The 14,230-nt window shown below is 64.7% G+C and carries 9 protein-coding genes, 2 tRNA genes and 1 pseudogene; 8 read left to right on the forward strand and 4 right to left on the reverse strand.

Going from position 1 to position 14,230, the window contains the following annotated elements; translation table 11 throughout:
- Positions 1-33: 33 nt before the first annotated feature.
- Together G4G28_RS01105 and G4G28_RS01110 are read left to right on the forward strand one after the other, a co-directional pair.
- Complete coding sequence (locus tag G4G28_RS01105) at positions 34-2,274, forward strand: YgiQ family radical SAM protein (RefSeq protein ID WP_229507835.1); 2,241 nt, start codon at positions 34-36, stop codon at positions 2,272-2,274.
- Positions 2,275-2,605: 331 nt separating this feature from the next.
- Complete coding sequence (locus G4G28_RS01110; protein ID WP_229425364.1) at positions 2,606-3,733, forward strand: diguanylate cyclase; 1,128 nt, start codon at positions 2,606-2,608, stop codon at positions 3,731-3,733.
- Here G4G28_RS01110 and G4G28_RS24980 read toward each other — a convergent pair.
- The 4 genes from G4G28_RS24980 to G4G28_RS01125 all read right to left on the reverse strand — a co-directional run bounded on the left by G4G28_RS24980 (position 3,730) and on the right by G4G28_RS01125 (position 6,847).
- A complete protein-coding gene (locus G4G28_RS24980; RefSeq protein WP_229507836.1) occupies positions 3,730-4,101 on the reverse strand; it encodes a response regulator in 372 nt (123 codons plus the stop codon). The two genes, G4G28_RS01110 and G4G28_RS24980, sit on opposite strands and share 4 nt — an antisense overlap.
- Before the next feature lie 31 nt (positions 4,102-4,132).
- Positions 4,133-6,457, reverse strand: coding sequence for a PAS domain-containing protein (locus G4G28_RS01115; RefSeq protein ID WP_229507837.1), 2,325 nt, complete (start codon positions 6,455-6,457; stop codon positions 4,133-4,135).
- A 202-nt stretch (positions 6,458-6,659) separates the two neighbouring features.
- Positions 6,660-6,736: transfer RNA gene (locus tag G4G28_RS01120), tRNA-Asp, on the reverse strand.
- Positions 6,737-6,771: 35 nt separating this feature from the next.
- Positions 6,772-6,847: transfer RNA gene (locus G4G28_RS01125), tRNA-Val, on the reverse strand.
- Between the two features lie 276 nt (positions 6,848-7,123).
- On the opposite strand from G4G28_RS01125, the gene G4G28_RS24985 reads away from it, so the two are divergent.
- From G4G28_RS24985 to G4G28_RS01150, 6 genes and pseudogenes are all read left to right on the forward strand, one after another.
- On the forward strand, positions 7,124-7,879 hold the full coding sequence (locus tag G4G28_RS24985; RefSeq protein ID WP_229507838.1) for a glycerate-2-kinase family protein: 756 nt from the start codon (positions 7,124-7,126) through the stop codon (positions 7,877-7,879).
- A gap of 139 nt (positions 7,880-8,018) precedes the next feature.
- A pseudogene (locus tag G4G28_RS24990) lies at positions 8,019-8,326 on the forward strand (MOFRL family protein).
- Positions 8,327-8,518: 192 nt separating this feature from the next.
- A complete protein-coding gene (locus tag G4G28_RS01135) occupies positions 8,519-9,775 on the forward strand; it encodes a TonB-dependent receptor domain-containing protein (protein WP_374011274.1) in 1,257 nt (418 codons plus the stop codon).
- A 389-nt stretch (positions 9,776-10,164) separates the two neighbouring features.
- The gene (locus tag G4G28_RS01140; RefSeq protein WP_182990536.1) at positions 10,165-11,970 is read left to right on the forward strand and encodes a S8 family peptidase; all 1,806 of its coding nucleotides are present in this window, start codon (positions 10,165-10,167) and stop codon (positions 11,968-11,970) included.
- A gap of 220 nt (positions 11,971-12,190) precedes the next feature.
- The gene (dinB, locus tag G4G28_RS01145; protein ID WP_229425691.1) at positions 12,191-13,204 is read left to right on the forward strand and encodes a DNA polymerase IV; all 1,014 of its coding nucleotides are present in this window, start codon (positions 12,191-12,193) and stop codon (positions 13,202-13,204) included.
- An 86-nt stretch (positions 13,205-13,290) separates the two neighbouring features.
- Positions 13,291-14,187: a recombination-associated protein RdgC gene (locus G4G28_RS01150; protein WP_182990538.1), complete on the forward strand. Its 897-nt coding sequence runs from the start codon at positions 13,291-13,293 to the stop codon at positions 14,185-14,187.
- Positions 14,188-14,230 lie beyond the last annotated feature (43 nt).

Raw genomic sequence — 14,230 nt, forward strand, 5'->3', positions numbered from 1 at the left:
TCCAGCCGCGCACCTGCCGCGCCTTTCCTGCCGATGACCCGCGCCGAAATGGACGCGCTCGGCTGGGATTCGTGCGACGTGATCCTCGTCACCGGCGACGCCTACATCGACCATCCGAGCTTCGGCATGGCCCTCGTCGGCCGCCTGCTGGAAGCGCAGGGCTACCGGGTCGGCATCATCAGCCAGCCGGACTGGACCTCTGCCGAGCCCTTCCGCGCGCTGGGCAAGCCGAACCTGTACTGGGGCATTACCGCCGGCAACATGGATTCGATGGTCAACCGCTACACGGCCGACCGCAAGATCCGTTCCGACGATGCCTACACCCCGAACGCCGAACCGAACAAACGCCCGGACCGCGCGGTGACGGTGTACGCCCAGCGCGTGCGCGAGGCCTATCCGGGCGTGCCGGTCGTGATCGGCTCGATCGAAGCCTCGCTGCGCCGCATCGCCCACTACGATTACTGGTCGGACAAGGTGCGCCGCTCGGTGCTGTTCGAATCGAAGGCGGATCTGCTGATCTTCGGTAACGCCGAACGCGCACTGGTCGACGTCACGCGCCGCATCGCCGCCGGCGAAAGCATCAAATCCATCCGCGACATCCGCGGCACGGCCTTCCTGGTGCCGCAGGGCTGGCTGCCGGACGAAGAATGGAGCGTGCACAATTCCACTCGCGTGGATGTGCCGGGCCGCATCGACAAGCAGCCGAATCCGTATGCGATGGCGCTGGAAGACCCGAAAGCCTGCGCGCTCGACAACGCCGGGCCGGAGCCGGAAGTCAAGCCGATCATGATCATGACGCGCGAACAGCGGCAAGCCGCAGCGCGTGAAAAGGCGCTGAAGACGGTCGTGCGTTTGCCCTCATTCGACACCGTCAGCGAAGACCCGGTGATGTATGCGCACGCCTCGCGCGTGTTCCACCTGGAATCGAACCCGGGCAATGCACGGGCGCTGGTGCAGGCCCATGGCGACCGCGATGTCTGGCTGAACGCGCCGCCGCTGCCGCTGGCCATGGACGAGATGGACAATGTCTACGACCTGCCCTACGCACGCGCCCCGCACCCGAGCTACGGCAAGGCCCATATCCCGGCCTGGGAAATGATCCGCTATTCGGTCAACATCATGCGCGGGTGTTTTGGGGGCTGCACCTTCTGCTCGATCACCGAGCACGAGGGCCGCATCATCCAGAGCCGCTCGGAGCCGTCGATCCTGCGCGAGATCGAACTGATCCGCGACACGACCAAGAACTTCTCCGGCACGATTACCGACCTCGGCGGCCCGACGGCGAACATGTACCGCCTGGCCTGCAAAGAAAAAAGCATCGAGGAATCCTGCCGCCGCCTTTCCTGCGTGTACCCGACGATCTGCAGCAACCTCGGTACCGACCACAGCAAGCTGATCTCGCTGTACCGCAAGGCACGCGCGATTCCCGGCATCAAGAAGATCCTGATCGGTTCGGGCTTGCGCTACGACCTGGCAGTGCGCTCGCCGGAATACGTGAAGGAACTGGTGACCCACCACGTGGGCGGCCTGCTGAAAATCGCACCGGAGCACACCGAGCAGGGCACCCTGTCGAAGATGATGAAGCCGGGCATCGGCGCCTACGACGAATTCAAGCGCATGTTCGAGAAGTATTCGATCGAGGCCGGCAAGAAGCAGTACCTGATTCCATATTTTATTGCCGCGCACCCGGGCAGCACGGACGAAGACATGCTGAACCTGGCGCTGTGGCTGAAGAAAAACAACTTCAAGCTGGACCAGGTGCAGACCTTCACGCCGACGCCGATGGCGATGGCGACGACCATGTACCACAGCCGCAAGAATCCGCTGAAGAAAGTCACGGAGGATTCCGAAGTCGTGGAAACGGCGAAGAGCGGCAAGATGAGGAAAGCCCATAAAGCATTCCTGCGCTACCACCACCCGGAGAACTGGCCGATCCTGCGCGAGACCCTGGTCAAGATGGGCCGTGGCGACCTGATCGGCAATGGCGAGCGCCACCTGGTGCCCGCCTGGCATCCGTCGGAAGAGGCGCCGCCCCCGCGGTGCGCGAAACCGGCGCACGCCAGGCACGCCAGCCGGGCGCGCCCGCCAAGCGCGGCAACGCCATGCCGGCGCCGGCGCCGGCGCCGCACCAGATCGCAGCCAACGCCCGCCGCCAGCCCGAGCGTGCGCCGGCAGGCCGCGCCCTGCCTGGCGCGCGTGGCCGCTCCCGTGGAAAAGACCCGGCCGTCGATCTTGGGAACCATCAAGACCAAGCCGAAAGCGGGACGCAAGTAAGCGGAGTCAAAGGGCGCGCTTCGCAGCGTCGCCCAAGCTGCGATCGATACGAAACCAGTGCCTGCGTTCACGCAGGCGCTGGTTTTTTTATGTCCGTTGCAGATTGACTACGTAACATTATCAAGCTTGCACCGTCGTGCTGCGATGCGGCTGAGGACCTCTTCTAAAGCCGCCAATCGTGCATACCTGATTCGTGAAACGGTGTAACATAATTCTTTTGGGAAACAAGAGTTACATTCCTGGCATGCATGCCAGGTGGATGGAGCAGTTGCAGTAGTCGCTCTGCCGTAACCTGCCCATGAGGATTCCAGTGATCGATCATCAAACTTATATGTTGGCAGTTGGCATCGGCAACCTGTCGTTTGCCCTGCTGTTGGCCGCCTATATACGCTGCACCGCCAATAGTCCGGCCCTGCCGGTATGGATGTGGGCACGCATGGCCTTCGGCCTGACCCAGCTGCTTGCCTATGCGCGTCCGCTGGAAGGCTCGCCCCTGCTGGCAGCAATGGAATCGGCCGGCTGGGTTGCCGGCCTGACCCTCGAGTCGACTGCCTATGCGATTTTCTTCGGCTACAAAAACTGGCGCCGTACCCTGGTACCGGTCTGGGGACTATGCCTGCTGCTGGCCTGTGCGGCGACACTGAACGGTTTCGCCTACGCGCAGCTGATCGGCGCCGTGTCGCTCGTCATGGGATGCGGCACCCTGCTGGCCGGCATGATGCTGGTGCATCCGCACCTGCATGGCATCACTCCACTGAAACGCCTGATCGGCGCGAGCGACCTCGTCTCCGGTGCCGGCCTTGCGTTGTGGGGCTGCATCGTCGCCGCCGGCATGCCCGAACCGGAGTGGGGCCGTACCGTGGCCTATATCTCGGGCTACCTGCTCATGCTGGTGAACGGCTTTGGTTTCATGTTGATGAGCAAGCAGCGCGACGATGCACGCATGGAGCGCCTGGCCACCACCGACGACCTGACCGGTTTACTGAACCGGCGCGCCTTCTATGCGCAGACCGAAGCGGCGCGCATGCTGGCGCTGCGCCAGGCCCAGCCGATGGCCCTGCTGATGCTCGACATCGACCATTTCAAGCAACTGAACGACCGCTTCGGCCACGCTACCGGCGACGAGGCCCTGGTCAAGTTCGCCGCCACTTGCCATGCCGCCTTGCGCGAGCACGACATCCTGGGTCGCATGGGCGGCGAGGAATTCGCGCTGGCACTGCCCGGCACCGACCTGGCGGGCGCCGTCAACGCGGCCGAGCGCCTGCGCCAGGCCGTGGTCGACACGCGCCTGCTCACCTGCGGCAACCAGTACACGATGACGGTCAGTATCGGCCTGGTCGTGATCGAGCCGGACGAAGCCCTGTCGGCGGCATTGGCGCGCGCCGACCAGGCCCTGTATGCGGCCAAGCGCGGCGGGCGCAACCGGGTGGAAGTCGGCCCGACGCGCCGCTGCGCTTAAGCTGATCCAGGCCCGTCGCTTGCCAGTGCAGCGAGCAGCTCCTGCACCACCTTCACCTGCACCGGCTTCGTGAGATGGTGATCGAAACCGGCCTCGGCTGAACGGAGGCGGTCGCTTTCGGTTCCCCATCCTGTCAGCGCCACCAGCGTCATGCCCGCCAGCCCGGGCGTGCGGCGAATGGCGCTGGCTGTCTGGTAGCCGTTCATGCCGGGCATGCCGATGTCGAGAAAGGCTACCTGCGGCAGGAATTCGCGGGCGGCGGCCAGGGCTTCGATGCCGTCGTGGGCGATGCGCGTCGTGTGCCCGCTGACCTCGAGGATCATCGACAGCGTCAGCGCGGCGTCGACGTTGTCGTCCACCACCAGCACGCGCACCGGTCCGGCGCCGGCGGCGGGCGTGTCAACCGTGTCCGGGTGCACCTGCGCGTCTCCCCTGCCAGCGGCAGCCTGACGATAAACGTGCTGCCGCGGCCGGCGCCGGGCTTCTTGCGCTGACACTGCCGCCGTGCATGTCGACGAGGCGGCGTACCAGCGACAAGCCGATGCCCAGGCCGCCCTGGGCATGCTCGGCATGGTGGTCGACCTGCTTGAACATGTCGAAGACGCTGGCCAGGGCGTCAGGCGGGATGCCGACGCCGCTGTCGCTGACCTCGATGACGGCGGTGTCGCCGTCCCGGCTCACTTTCAGGTCGATGCGCCCACCCCCGGGCGTGTACTTGGCCGCGTTGTTGAGCAGGTTGGCCACCACCTGGGCGATGCGGGTGACGTCGGCATCGACCATCAGCGGGGCCTCGGGGAGGTCGACATGCAGGCGGTGGCGGCTGGCCTCGATCAGGGACAGGCTCGTTTCCAGCGCGCTCGACAGGATGTGCTGCAGTTCCGCCCGTTCGCGCTTGAGTTCCAGCTTGCCACCGCTGATGCGGGCGACGTCGAGCAGGTCGTCGATCAGGTGCACCATGTGGCCGACCTGGCGTTCCATCATTTCCCTGACCTTGCGCACGGCCGCGGCATCGTCGCCAGTGAGGCGCAGCACGCCCAGCCCGCTGCGGATCGGTGCCAGCGGGTTGCGCAGCTCATGGGCCAGCGTCGCCAGGAATTCGGTCTTGCGGCGATCGGCATCGGACAGGTCGTCGGCCAGCTGGCGCAGCCGGGCTTCCGAGCGCTTGCGCTCGGTGATGTCGGAAAACAGGATCGCGACCTTGCGGCTGTCGGCATCGCCCATCCGTGTGGCGTACACGTCGAACCAGCGCCCGACCGCGGGCGCCTCGCGTTCGAAGCGTACCGCCTCGCCCGTCAGCCCCACGCGGCCATAGGTGTCGAACCAGAAGGGGTCGAGTTCCGGCACGAGTTCCCTGGCGGTCTTGCCGGTCGCCCCGGTCACGCCGGTATGGCGCGCAAACATCGCGTTCATTTCGAGGAAACGGTAGTCGGCCGGCTGCCCGCCGGCATCGAAGATGAGGTCGAGGATGGCGAAGCCCTGGTCGACCGATTCGAACAGGGTGCGGTAGCGTTCCTCGCTGGCGCGCAGCTTTTCCGCCGCCCGGCGGCTCTCGGTGGTATCGAGCACGATCGCCACGAAGCCCTGGAATTCGCCCTCGGCGCTGCGCAGCGCGCTGACGCTGCTGGTGGCCGGCTGCAGCGAGCCGTCCTTGCGCAGGTAGTGTTTGTCGATGACGAAATCCGGACCGCCTGCGACCAGCTTCTCTATCGCCGCCAAGGTCGCCGCCAGCGAGTCGGGCGCCGTCACGTTGGCCGCGCTTTTGCCGAGCAGCTCGGTCTCGGTGTATCCCAGCATGCCGCAATACTTCTGGTTCGCCAGCGTGATGCGGCCCTGCTGGTCCATCTGCACCACGCCGGTCGCGGCCTGGTGGACGATCTTCGCGAAGCGCTCGCGGCTTTCCAGCAGCGCGCTTTCGGCACGCTTGCGGTGGGTCTGGTCGACGCCATGGACGAGCAGTCCAGTGATGCGGCCGTCCCCATTGCGCAGGGCAGTGAAGACCAGGTCGATGAAGCGCTGCTCGAGCGGGGCACCGGGCTGGCGCTGCAGCATGACGGGCAGGTCGGTACCGAAGAAGGGTTCCCCGGTCAGGTAGACCTGGTCGAGCAGTTCCAGGTAGCCTTGCGCGGCGATTTCCGGCAGCGCGTCGCGCATTGCCTGGCCCGCCAGGTTGCGGTTGCCAACCAGTTGCAGGTAGTGTTCGTTGATGAGTTCGAAGACATGGTCCGGCCCGGCCAGCACGCACATGAAGGCCGGGGTCTGGCGAAAGATGTCTTCCATGCGCGCATTGGCGGCCTGCACTTCGCGCAGCAGGCGTTCGCGTTCGGCCTCGGCCTCGACCTGGCCGGTGACATTGCGCGAGACTGCCAGCAGGTGACGCAGCTGGCCATCGTCTCCATGCACCGGCGTCACCATCACTTCCCACCAGCGCGGCGCGCCTTTGGCGGTCGGGCAGAAGGCCTTGAAATGGCCGGTCGTGCCGATCCTGGCCTGGGCCATGGCGGCATGGAGCTGTCCCTGGCTGTCGCGCGGCCAGAGCGATTCCCAGCGCGCACCGGCAACGATGCCGAAGTCGTCGATCTCCATGGCGCACATCCCGTTGCGGTTCATCGCCAGGAGGTGCCCTTCATTGCTGAGCAACTTCACGCAATCCGGGCTGCTTTCGAAAAGCTGCAGGCCCAGGGCGTTCGTGTCGAGAGGGGAGGAGTGGTGGCTGTCGTCCTGCATTCGCTGGTTCCAGTGTGCATTCGCTCATGGGGAAAACGCCGTGGCGCAGGGGCTATCTATAGCACGGGCGGAAGAGCGGAACTGTTCGTTCGATAACCCATGGCGGGTATGGGAAGAGTCTGCAGGAAGATAAAAGCAGGATGAAAATGAAACCGTCGCGTAAACGAAAAAAGGAACCTTGCGGTTCCCTTTTTCTTGATGCTGGCGGAGCGGACGGGGCTCGAACCCGCGACCCCCGGCGTGACAGGCCGGTATTCTAACCAACTGAACTACCGCTCCGTTTTTACTGATCGGTTCCTCGTTGAAACGATATCTGGTGGGCGCTGAGAGGCTCGAACTCCCGACCTAATCCTTGTAAGGGATCCGCTCTACCAACTGAGCTAAGCGCCCCGCTCACCGTATTCGTTTCGTCTGACACTTGTCATCGCGTCTGAAGAGGCCCGAATCATAGCGTATGGGTTCGCGAATGTGCAAGGGTTTTTCCGAAAAAATGTCGAGGCAGCGTTTTTCGATGGCGGACGCGTGCCGGCCGCTTCGTACCAGTTTCATGCCAAACTGGGTCGCATTTCACGCAACGAGGAGCACACATGCCCGTCCCCGATCCCCGCCAGTTCCTGACCCGGCTGTTCGACAGCGCGCTCGTGGCGGTCGACGCCGGCGCCACCGGTGGCGCGCCACCTGCCGCCGCCGCCACGGGGACGCACGGTCGTGGTCGGCGCCGGCAAGGCGGCCGCGCGCATGGCAGAGGGCGTCGAGCGTGTGCGTGGCGGGGGCGCCGTCGGCGCTGTCGGGCCTGGTGGTGACGACGCTACGGACACGGCGCGCCGACGCGGCATATCGAGGTGGTCGAGGCCGGCCATCCGGTGCCGGACGAGGTCCGGGCTGGCGGCAGCCGAGCGCATGCTGGCGCTGGTGTCCAGCCTAAGCGCGGACGACCTGGTGCTGTGCCTGGTTTCCGGCGGCGGCTCGGCCCTGCTGTCGCTGCCCGCGCCCGGCATCACGGTCGAGGAGAAGCGCGCGATCCACCGGGCCCTGCTGCGTAGCGGCGCGCCCATCGGCGAGATGAATTGCGTGCGCCGGCACCTGTCCGCCATCAAGGGCGGGCGCCTGGCGCTGGCTTGCCACCCGGCGCGCGTCGTCACCCTGATCGTGTCGGACGTGCCTGGCGACGATCCGGCAACGGTCGCCTCCGGCCCGACCGTACCCGACAGCAGCCGTCCGGCCGATGCGCTGGCCATCCTCGAACGCTACGCTATCGCGGTGCCCGACGCGGTGCGCGCGCACCTGGCGAACCCGTCCCACGCCGCCCCCTGCCGGACGATCCTCGCCTGGCAGGCAACGAAGTGCGCGTCATCGCCACCGCCCAGGACGCGCTGGAAGCGGCGGCGGCCACGGCGCGTGCCGCCGGCGTCACGCCGCTGATCCTGTCGAACAGCGTCGAAGGGGAAGCGCGCGATGTCGCCAGCATGCACGCGGCGATCGCCAGGCAGGTGCTGGAGCACGGGCAGCCGCTGGCCGCGCCCTGCGCGTGCTGCTGTCCGGCGGCGAAACCTCGGTTACCGTGCGCGGCAGCGGACGGGGCGGGCGCAATGCGGAGTTCCTGCTGGCGCTGGCGCTCGCGCTGGGCGGCCGCCCCGGCATCCACGCGCTGGCGGTCGACACCGACGGCATCGACGGCACCGAAGACAATGCCGGCGCCATCGTGACCCCGATACGCTCGCACGCGCCGCGGCCGCCGGCCTCGATGCCCGTGCCCTGCTGGCGAACAACGATGGCTACAGCCTGTTCGCGGCTCTGGGCGACCTGGTCGTGACCGGGCCAACCCGCACCAACGTCAACGATTTACGGGCCATCCTGATCGGCGCCTAGACCCTGCCCTGTTGTTAGTCAGTCCCGCCATCGATGTCCCCTTGCGATCGACCATGGCATCGCCAACAATATCGCCTTGCAAGGACGGCAACCTTGAGACATCGTCAAGATGCGGGTGCCGGGCGACATGTGCCCACGCCGCTCGCGGCGCAGGAGGAGAGGTAACGGCTTTTCGACCTCAAGGAAAAACTCATGGCCAAGATGTCCAGGATGCACCGCCGCGTCCTGCAGGCAGAGCTGGCGGCGCTCGCGCTGGCGGCCCTGCCCGCCGTGCCGGCCCTGGCCCAGAGCAGCGATGGCGCCGCGCTGCAGACCGTCACCGTGACGGCCCAGCGCCGCACCGAAAACATCCGCGACGTGCCGCTGGCCGTCAGCGCGCTGCGCGGCGAAAAGCTCGACGTGCTCACGTCCGGTGGCCAGGGCATCCGCCTGCTGGCCGGCAAACTGCCGAGCCTGAATGTCGAATCCTCGAATGGCCGCACCTTCCCGCGCTTCTATATTCGCGGCTACGGCAATACCGATTTCAATACCTTCGCTTCGCAGCCGGTCTCGCTGATCCATGACGAAGTGGTGCAGGAAAACCCGATCCTGAAAGGCTTCCCGATCTTCGACGTCGCCAACGTCGAGGTGCTGCGCGGCCCGCAGGGCACCCTGTTCGGCCGCAATACCCCGGCCGGCGTGGTGAAGTTCGAGTCGGAAAAGCCGAACACGAGCAAGGTCGAGGGTAACTGCAATGCCTCGGTCGCCACCCACAACACGATCAAGGTCGAAGGCGCGGTCAACGTGCCGCTGTCGCAGGACTGGGCGATGCGCGTGTCGACCCTGCGCCAGCACCGCGACGACTACGTTGAGAACTACAGCGACCTGGCCATGACCCAGCGCCGTGGCGACCTCGACGGCGTACCCCGGCCGGTCCCGGCTTCATTCGACAAGAAGCATTTCAATCCCGTCATCGCCGAGAACGTGACCCAGATCGGCAACCCGTCGGTCGACACCAGCAAGGCCAAGTTCAGCTGGGACCTGAGCGGCACCTATAAGCTCACCCCGAGCGCCAACCTGTACGGCCGCGTGGCAACGGGTTTCCGCGCGCCGAGCATCGCGGCTGCCTCGGCTTCGGTGCCGATCACCGTGGCCGACGCCGAGACCATCACCTCGTATGAGGCCTGCATCAAGGCCGACCTGTTCGAACGCCGCGGCCGGGTTGCCTTCTCGGTCTATGACTACACGGTGAAGGACCAGCAGCTGAAGCGGCGGATTCACCGGCAAGCCGCTGACGGAAGGTGGCCTGCGCCTGGGCTACACCTGGGCCGACGGCAGGTACGAAGCGGCCCTGTTCGGCCGCAACATCCTCGACGAGCGCCGCATTACCGGTGCCATCGACTTCAACAACTGACGGGATTTACCAACGAACCGCGTACCTGGGGTGTGCAGTTCAAGGGCAATTTCTGATGACAGCGTGATGACAATTCACACAACTGAACGCTAGTTTGTGTGAGTTTTCTCGAAAGGCCGTGCTCTGCACGGCCTTTTTGCATGGATTCGCATCACACAAACTCTCATTCATTGCAGTCGAGAATTGGTTTTGTGATGAAAGTAACGAATTTCCACCGTATGTTATTTGGCACACATTATGTATTGGCAAATAAATCATGTTTTTGTTAATTCAAGCGTGTAAACCGTTGCGAAAGTGCCGCACGCGCTTCGAAATTCCCGGCGCACATGTTTACTCCGCAGTACATTTCTTGAGCCGCCAGCAGAGGGCACTTCGGAATCAACGCCGGAGATCATAAAACAGGGCATTTTGCCTTGACGGAAAACTACACATCAAAGGACTCAACATGAAGTCGACGCATTCGATTTACCCGTTGTTGAAGGTCGCTGTAGCTGTCTCCATCGCCACCGGTTCGCTGTGCGCCGGTTCGGCCATCGCCGCTGTGAACCTGGACGCCCAGGCCGCCGGCACCACGCAATACATCACGAACACCGATCGCCTGATCGTGAAATACAAGGCTGCCCAGGGCGGCAGTGTCGCTGCCCAACTCGGCGCCAACATGAGCACTGCGCGCCAGGCAGTGGCCGACCGTGCCGGCCAGCAGTTCGGCATGAAGCTGCAAGCCCTGCGCACGACCGCCAACGGTGCCCACGTGTTCAAGATCGACCGCAAGGTCTCGCTGAAAGAAGCCGACGCGCTGGCCAAGGAAATGATGGCGCGCGACAGCTCGATCGAGTACGCGGAACCAGACCGCATCATGACCAAGATGGCCACCGCCAGCGATCCGCGCTACTCGGAGCAGTGGGACTTCTTCGACACCACCGGCGGCCTGCGCGTGCCTGGCGCCTGGGACCTGTCGACCGGTACCGGCGTGCGCGTTGCCGTCATCGACACCGGTATCCGTCCTCACGCCGACCTCTCCGGCCAGTATGTCGGCGGCTACGACTTCATTTCCGACGCGACGATGGGCAACGACGGCAACGGCCGCGATAGCGACCCGTCCGATCCGGGCGACTGGATCGTTGCCAACGAGTGCTACGCCGGCAGCCCGGCATCGAACTCGAGCTGGCACGGTACCCACGTGGCCGGCACCATCGCCGCCAAGACCAACAACGGTGTCGGCGTCGCCGGCGTCGCCTACAACGCGCGTGTCGTGCCTGTCCGCGTGCTCGGCAAATGCGGTGGCTACACCTCCGACATCGCCGACGCCATCATCTGGGCTTCGGGCGGCACCGTGAGCGGCGTGCCGGCAAATGCCTATCCTGCCAAGGTCATCAACATGTCGCTCGGCGGCGGTGGCGCTTGCGACACCACGACCCAGAACGCGATCAACAGCGCCCGTTCGCGCGGCACCGTGGTCGTCGTCGCGGCCGGTAACGAAAACCAGAACGCCAGCAACTCGAATCCGGCCAACTGCGCCGGCGTCGTGACCGTGGCGGCAACCGGCAAGACCGGCGCCCGCGCTTCGTACTCGAACTACGGCACCGTGGTCGACGTCGCTGCACCAGGCGGCGACGGTTCCTACGGCATCCTGTCGACGCTCAACAGCGGCACCCGTGCTCCAGGCTCGGACAGCTACGCCGCCTACCAGGGCACCTCGATGGCGACCCCGCACGTCGCCGCCGTCGCTGCGCTGATGCTGGCGAAGAACTCGGCCCTGACGCCTGACCAGATCGAAGCCAAGCTCAAGAGCACCGCACGCGCCTTCCCGGGCACCTGCTCGGGCTGCGGCACCGGCATCGTCGACGCGGCAGCAGCCGTGGTCTCGGCCGGCGGCGGTACCACCGGCACGACGATCAACGAAACCGAGTCGAACGGCTCGATCTCGACCGCGAACGCCGTCAGCACCAGCGGCACCACCGTCAACGGCACCATGGGCAGCTCGACCGACAGCGACTACTTCGTGGTCCAGCTGCCGGCCGGTAAGTCCCTGTCGGCATCGCTGAGCATGGGTTCGACCGCGGACTACGACCTGTATGTCTACAACTCGTCGGGCACCCAGCTGGCCGCCAGCGAGAACGGCGCCGGCGCAACCGACAGCACCTCGGTGTCGAACACGGGCACGTCGACCGTGGCACGTTATGTGCGCGTGAAGTACTACAGCGGCCCAACCGGCAGCACCGGCACCTACTCGCTGAAACTGACCTGGTAAGCGCTGGTTAGTCAGCAAGGCAAAAAACGCGCGGCTTGCCGCGCGTTTTTTTTGCCTGCAGGCGGCGTCATTCTAAGTGCCCGCCCTACGGGCCCTTGCAACTCTCCTCAATTGACGAGATACTGTACAGAATTACAGTAGTGGCCCTGTCGCCCGAGTGAACGCCCCCGCCCGTAAAATCATCCATTGCGATTGCGACTGCTTCTATGCGTCGGTCGAGATGCGCGACGATCCGTCCCTGCGCGGGCGTCCGCTCGCCGTCGGCGGCCGTCCTGACCAGCGCGGCGTGGTGGCGACCTGCAACTACGAGGCCCGGCGCTTCGGCATCCATTCGGCCATGGCCACGGCCCAGGCGATGAAACTGTGCCCGGACTTGCTCGTCATTCCGCCGGCGATGGAAAAATACCGCATTGCCTCGCGCCAGATCATGGAGATCTACAGCGACTACACCGACCTGGTCGAACCGCTGTCGCTCGACGAAGCCTATCTGGATGTCTCGAATTCACCGCACTGCAAGGGCAGTGCGACCCTGATCGCGCAGGAAATCAGGCGCCGCATCTTCGAGACTGTCGGCATCACCGCCTCGGCGGGCGTCGCACCGAATAAATTCGTGGCGAAGATCGCCAGCGACTGGAACAAGCCCGACGGCCTGTTCCTCGTGCGTCCCGAAGAGGTCGATGCTTTCGTCGCGGCCCTGCCTGTGAAAAAACTGCACGGGGTCGGGAAAGTGACCGCCGCCAAGCTGAACAAACTCGGCGTGCAGACCTGCCTCGACATGCGCGGCTGGACGCTGCAGGAGCTGCAGCATCATTTCGGCAGTTTTGGCGCGCGCCTGTACGACCTGTGCCGCGGCATCGATTACCGCGAAGTCAGCCCCGAGCGCGAGCGCAAGTCGATCAGCACCGAGGAAACCTATACGCCGGACGTGCCCGACCTGCCAGCCTGCCTGGCGCTGCTGCCGGATTTATACGAGCACCTGCTGGGGCGCATCAAGCGCAACGCTGCCGAAAAATTCATCAACAAGCTATTTGTAAAAATCAAATTCTCCGACTTCCAGCAGACCACGGTCGAGTGCGTGGGCTTTTCGCCACACCTGCCCACCTTCGCCCGCCTGATGGAAATCGGCTGGCAACGCGCCAGCCGCCCTGTGCGCCTGCTGGGTGTCGGGGTGCGCCTGGGCGAGACCGAAAACGTCGAGCAGCTCAGTCTGTTTGACGAACGCACAACACATTAAAACGATATTGTTGCCCGCTGAAAATACGCGGACATCAGCGTGTAAAATGTCGTTCCCCTGAAATACTGAGACAACAGAAAGCAACTATGTGGTTCAAGAATCTTCAGATTTACCGTCTTCCCGCCAACTGGGCGTTTGCCCCCGAGCAGATGGAAGAGGCGCTGCAGACGCAGGCATTCTCGCCGGCCAGCAGCAACGAATTGCTGCGCCAGGGCTGGGATTCGCCACGCGGCAATGGCAAGCTGGTCCACGTCGTCAACAAGCAGATGCTGATGATGCTGGGCACCGAAAAGAAGCTGCTGCCGAGCTCGGTCATCAACCAGGTCGCCAAGGCCAAGGCGGCCGAACTGGAAGAGCAGCAGGGCTTCCCGCCAGGCAAGAAGGCGATGAAGGAACTGAAGGAACGTGTGGCCGACGAACTGCTGCCGCGCGCATTCACGATCCGCAGCAACACCTGGACCTGGATCGACCCGGTCAACGGCTGGCTGGTCGTCGATGCCGCCAGCCCGGCGAAAGCCGATGACGTCATCAAGCTGCTGCTCAAAGCCGTCGACCGCCTGCCGCTCGAATCGCTGCGCGTGCAGCGCTCGCCGGTGGCCGTGATGACGGGCTGGCTGGAATCGGACGAAGCGCCATACAACTTCACGATCGACCAGGACACGGAACTGCGTGCCACCGGCGAAAGCCGCGCCGCCGTGCGTTACGTGAAGCATTCGCTCGACCCGGAAGACATCCGCCGCCACATCGCGTCGGGTAAACAGTGCACGCGCCTGGCCATGACCTGGAACAGCCGCGTGTCGTTTGTCCTGACCGAAGCGCTGGCCATCAAGGGCGTGAAACCGCTGGACGTGATCAAGGAAGGCGAAACCGTCACCTACAGCGACGACGAGCGCTTTGACAACGACATCATGCTGATGACGGGCGAGCTGTCCAAGATGCTGACCGACGTGGTGGAAGCGCTGGGCGGTGAAGCGAAGGCGTAAGCGTTTGTAGGATGGGCACTCCGTGCCCACGCGAAAGCGTGAA

It is taken from the genome of Massilia sp. Dwa41.01b, assembly GCF_014171775.1.
In the GTDB taxonomy this organism is placed as follows: domain Bacteria; phylum Pseudomonadota; class Gammaproteobacteria; order Burkholderiales; family Burkholderiaceae_D; genus Telluria.

What these genes read in the sequence shown, in the direction of transcription:
- G4G28_RS01105 (WP_229507835.1), top strand. Translation starts at nt 34, where the DNA reads ATGACCCGCGCCGAAATGGACGCGCTCGGCTGGGATTCGTGCGACGTG.
- G4G28_RS01110 (WP_229425364.1), top strand. Translation starts at nt 2,606, where the DNA reads ATGTTGGCAGTTGGCATCGGCAACCTGTCGTTTGCCCTGCTGTTGGCC.
- G4G28_RS01115 (WP_229507837.1), bottom strand. Translation starts at nt 6,457, where the DNA reads ATGCAGGACGACAGCCACCACTCCTCCCCTCTCGACACGAACGCCCTG.
- G4G28_RS01135 (WP_374011274.1), top strand. Translation starts at nt 8,519, where the DNA reads ATGGCCAAGATGTCCAGGATGCACCGCCGCGTCCTGCAGGCAGAGCTG.
- G4G28_RS01140 (WP_182990536.1), top strand. Translation starts at nt 10,165, where the DNA reads ATGAAGTCGACGCATTCGATTTACCCGTTGTTGAAGGTCGCTGTAGCT.
- dinB (WP_229425691.1), top strand. Translation starts at nt 12,191, where the DNA reads ATGCGCGACGATCCGTCCCTGCGCGGGCGTCCGCTCGCCGTCGGCGGC.
- G4G28_RS01150 (WP_182990538.1), top strand. Translation starts at nt 13,291, where the DNA reads ATGTGGTTCAAGAATCTTCAGATTTACCGTCTTCCCGCCAACTGGGCG.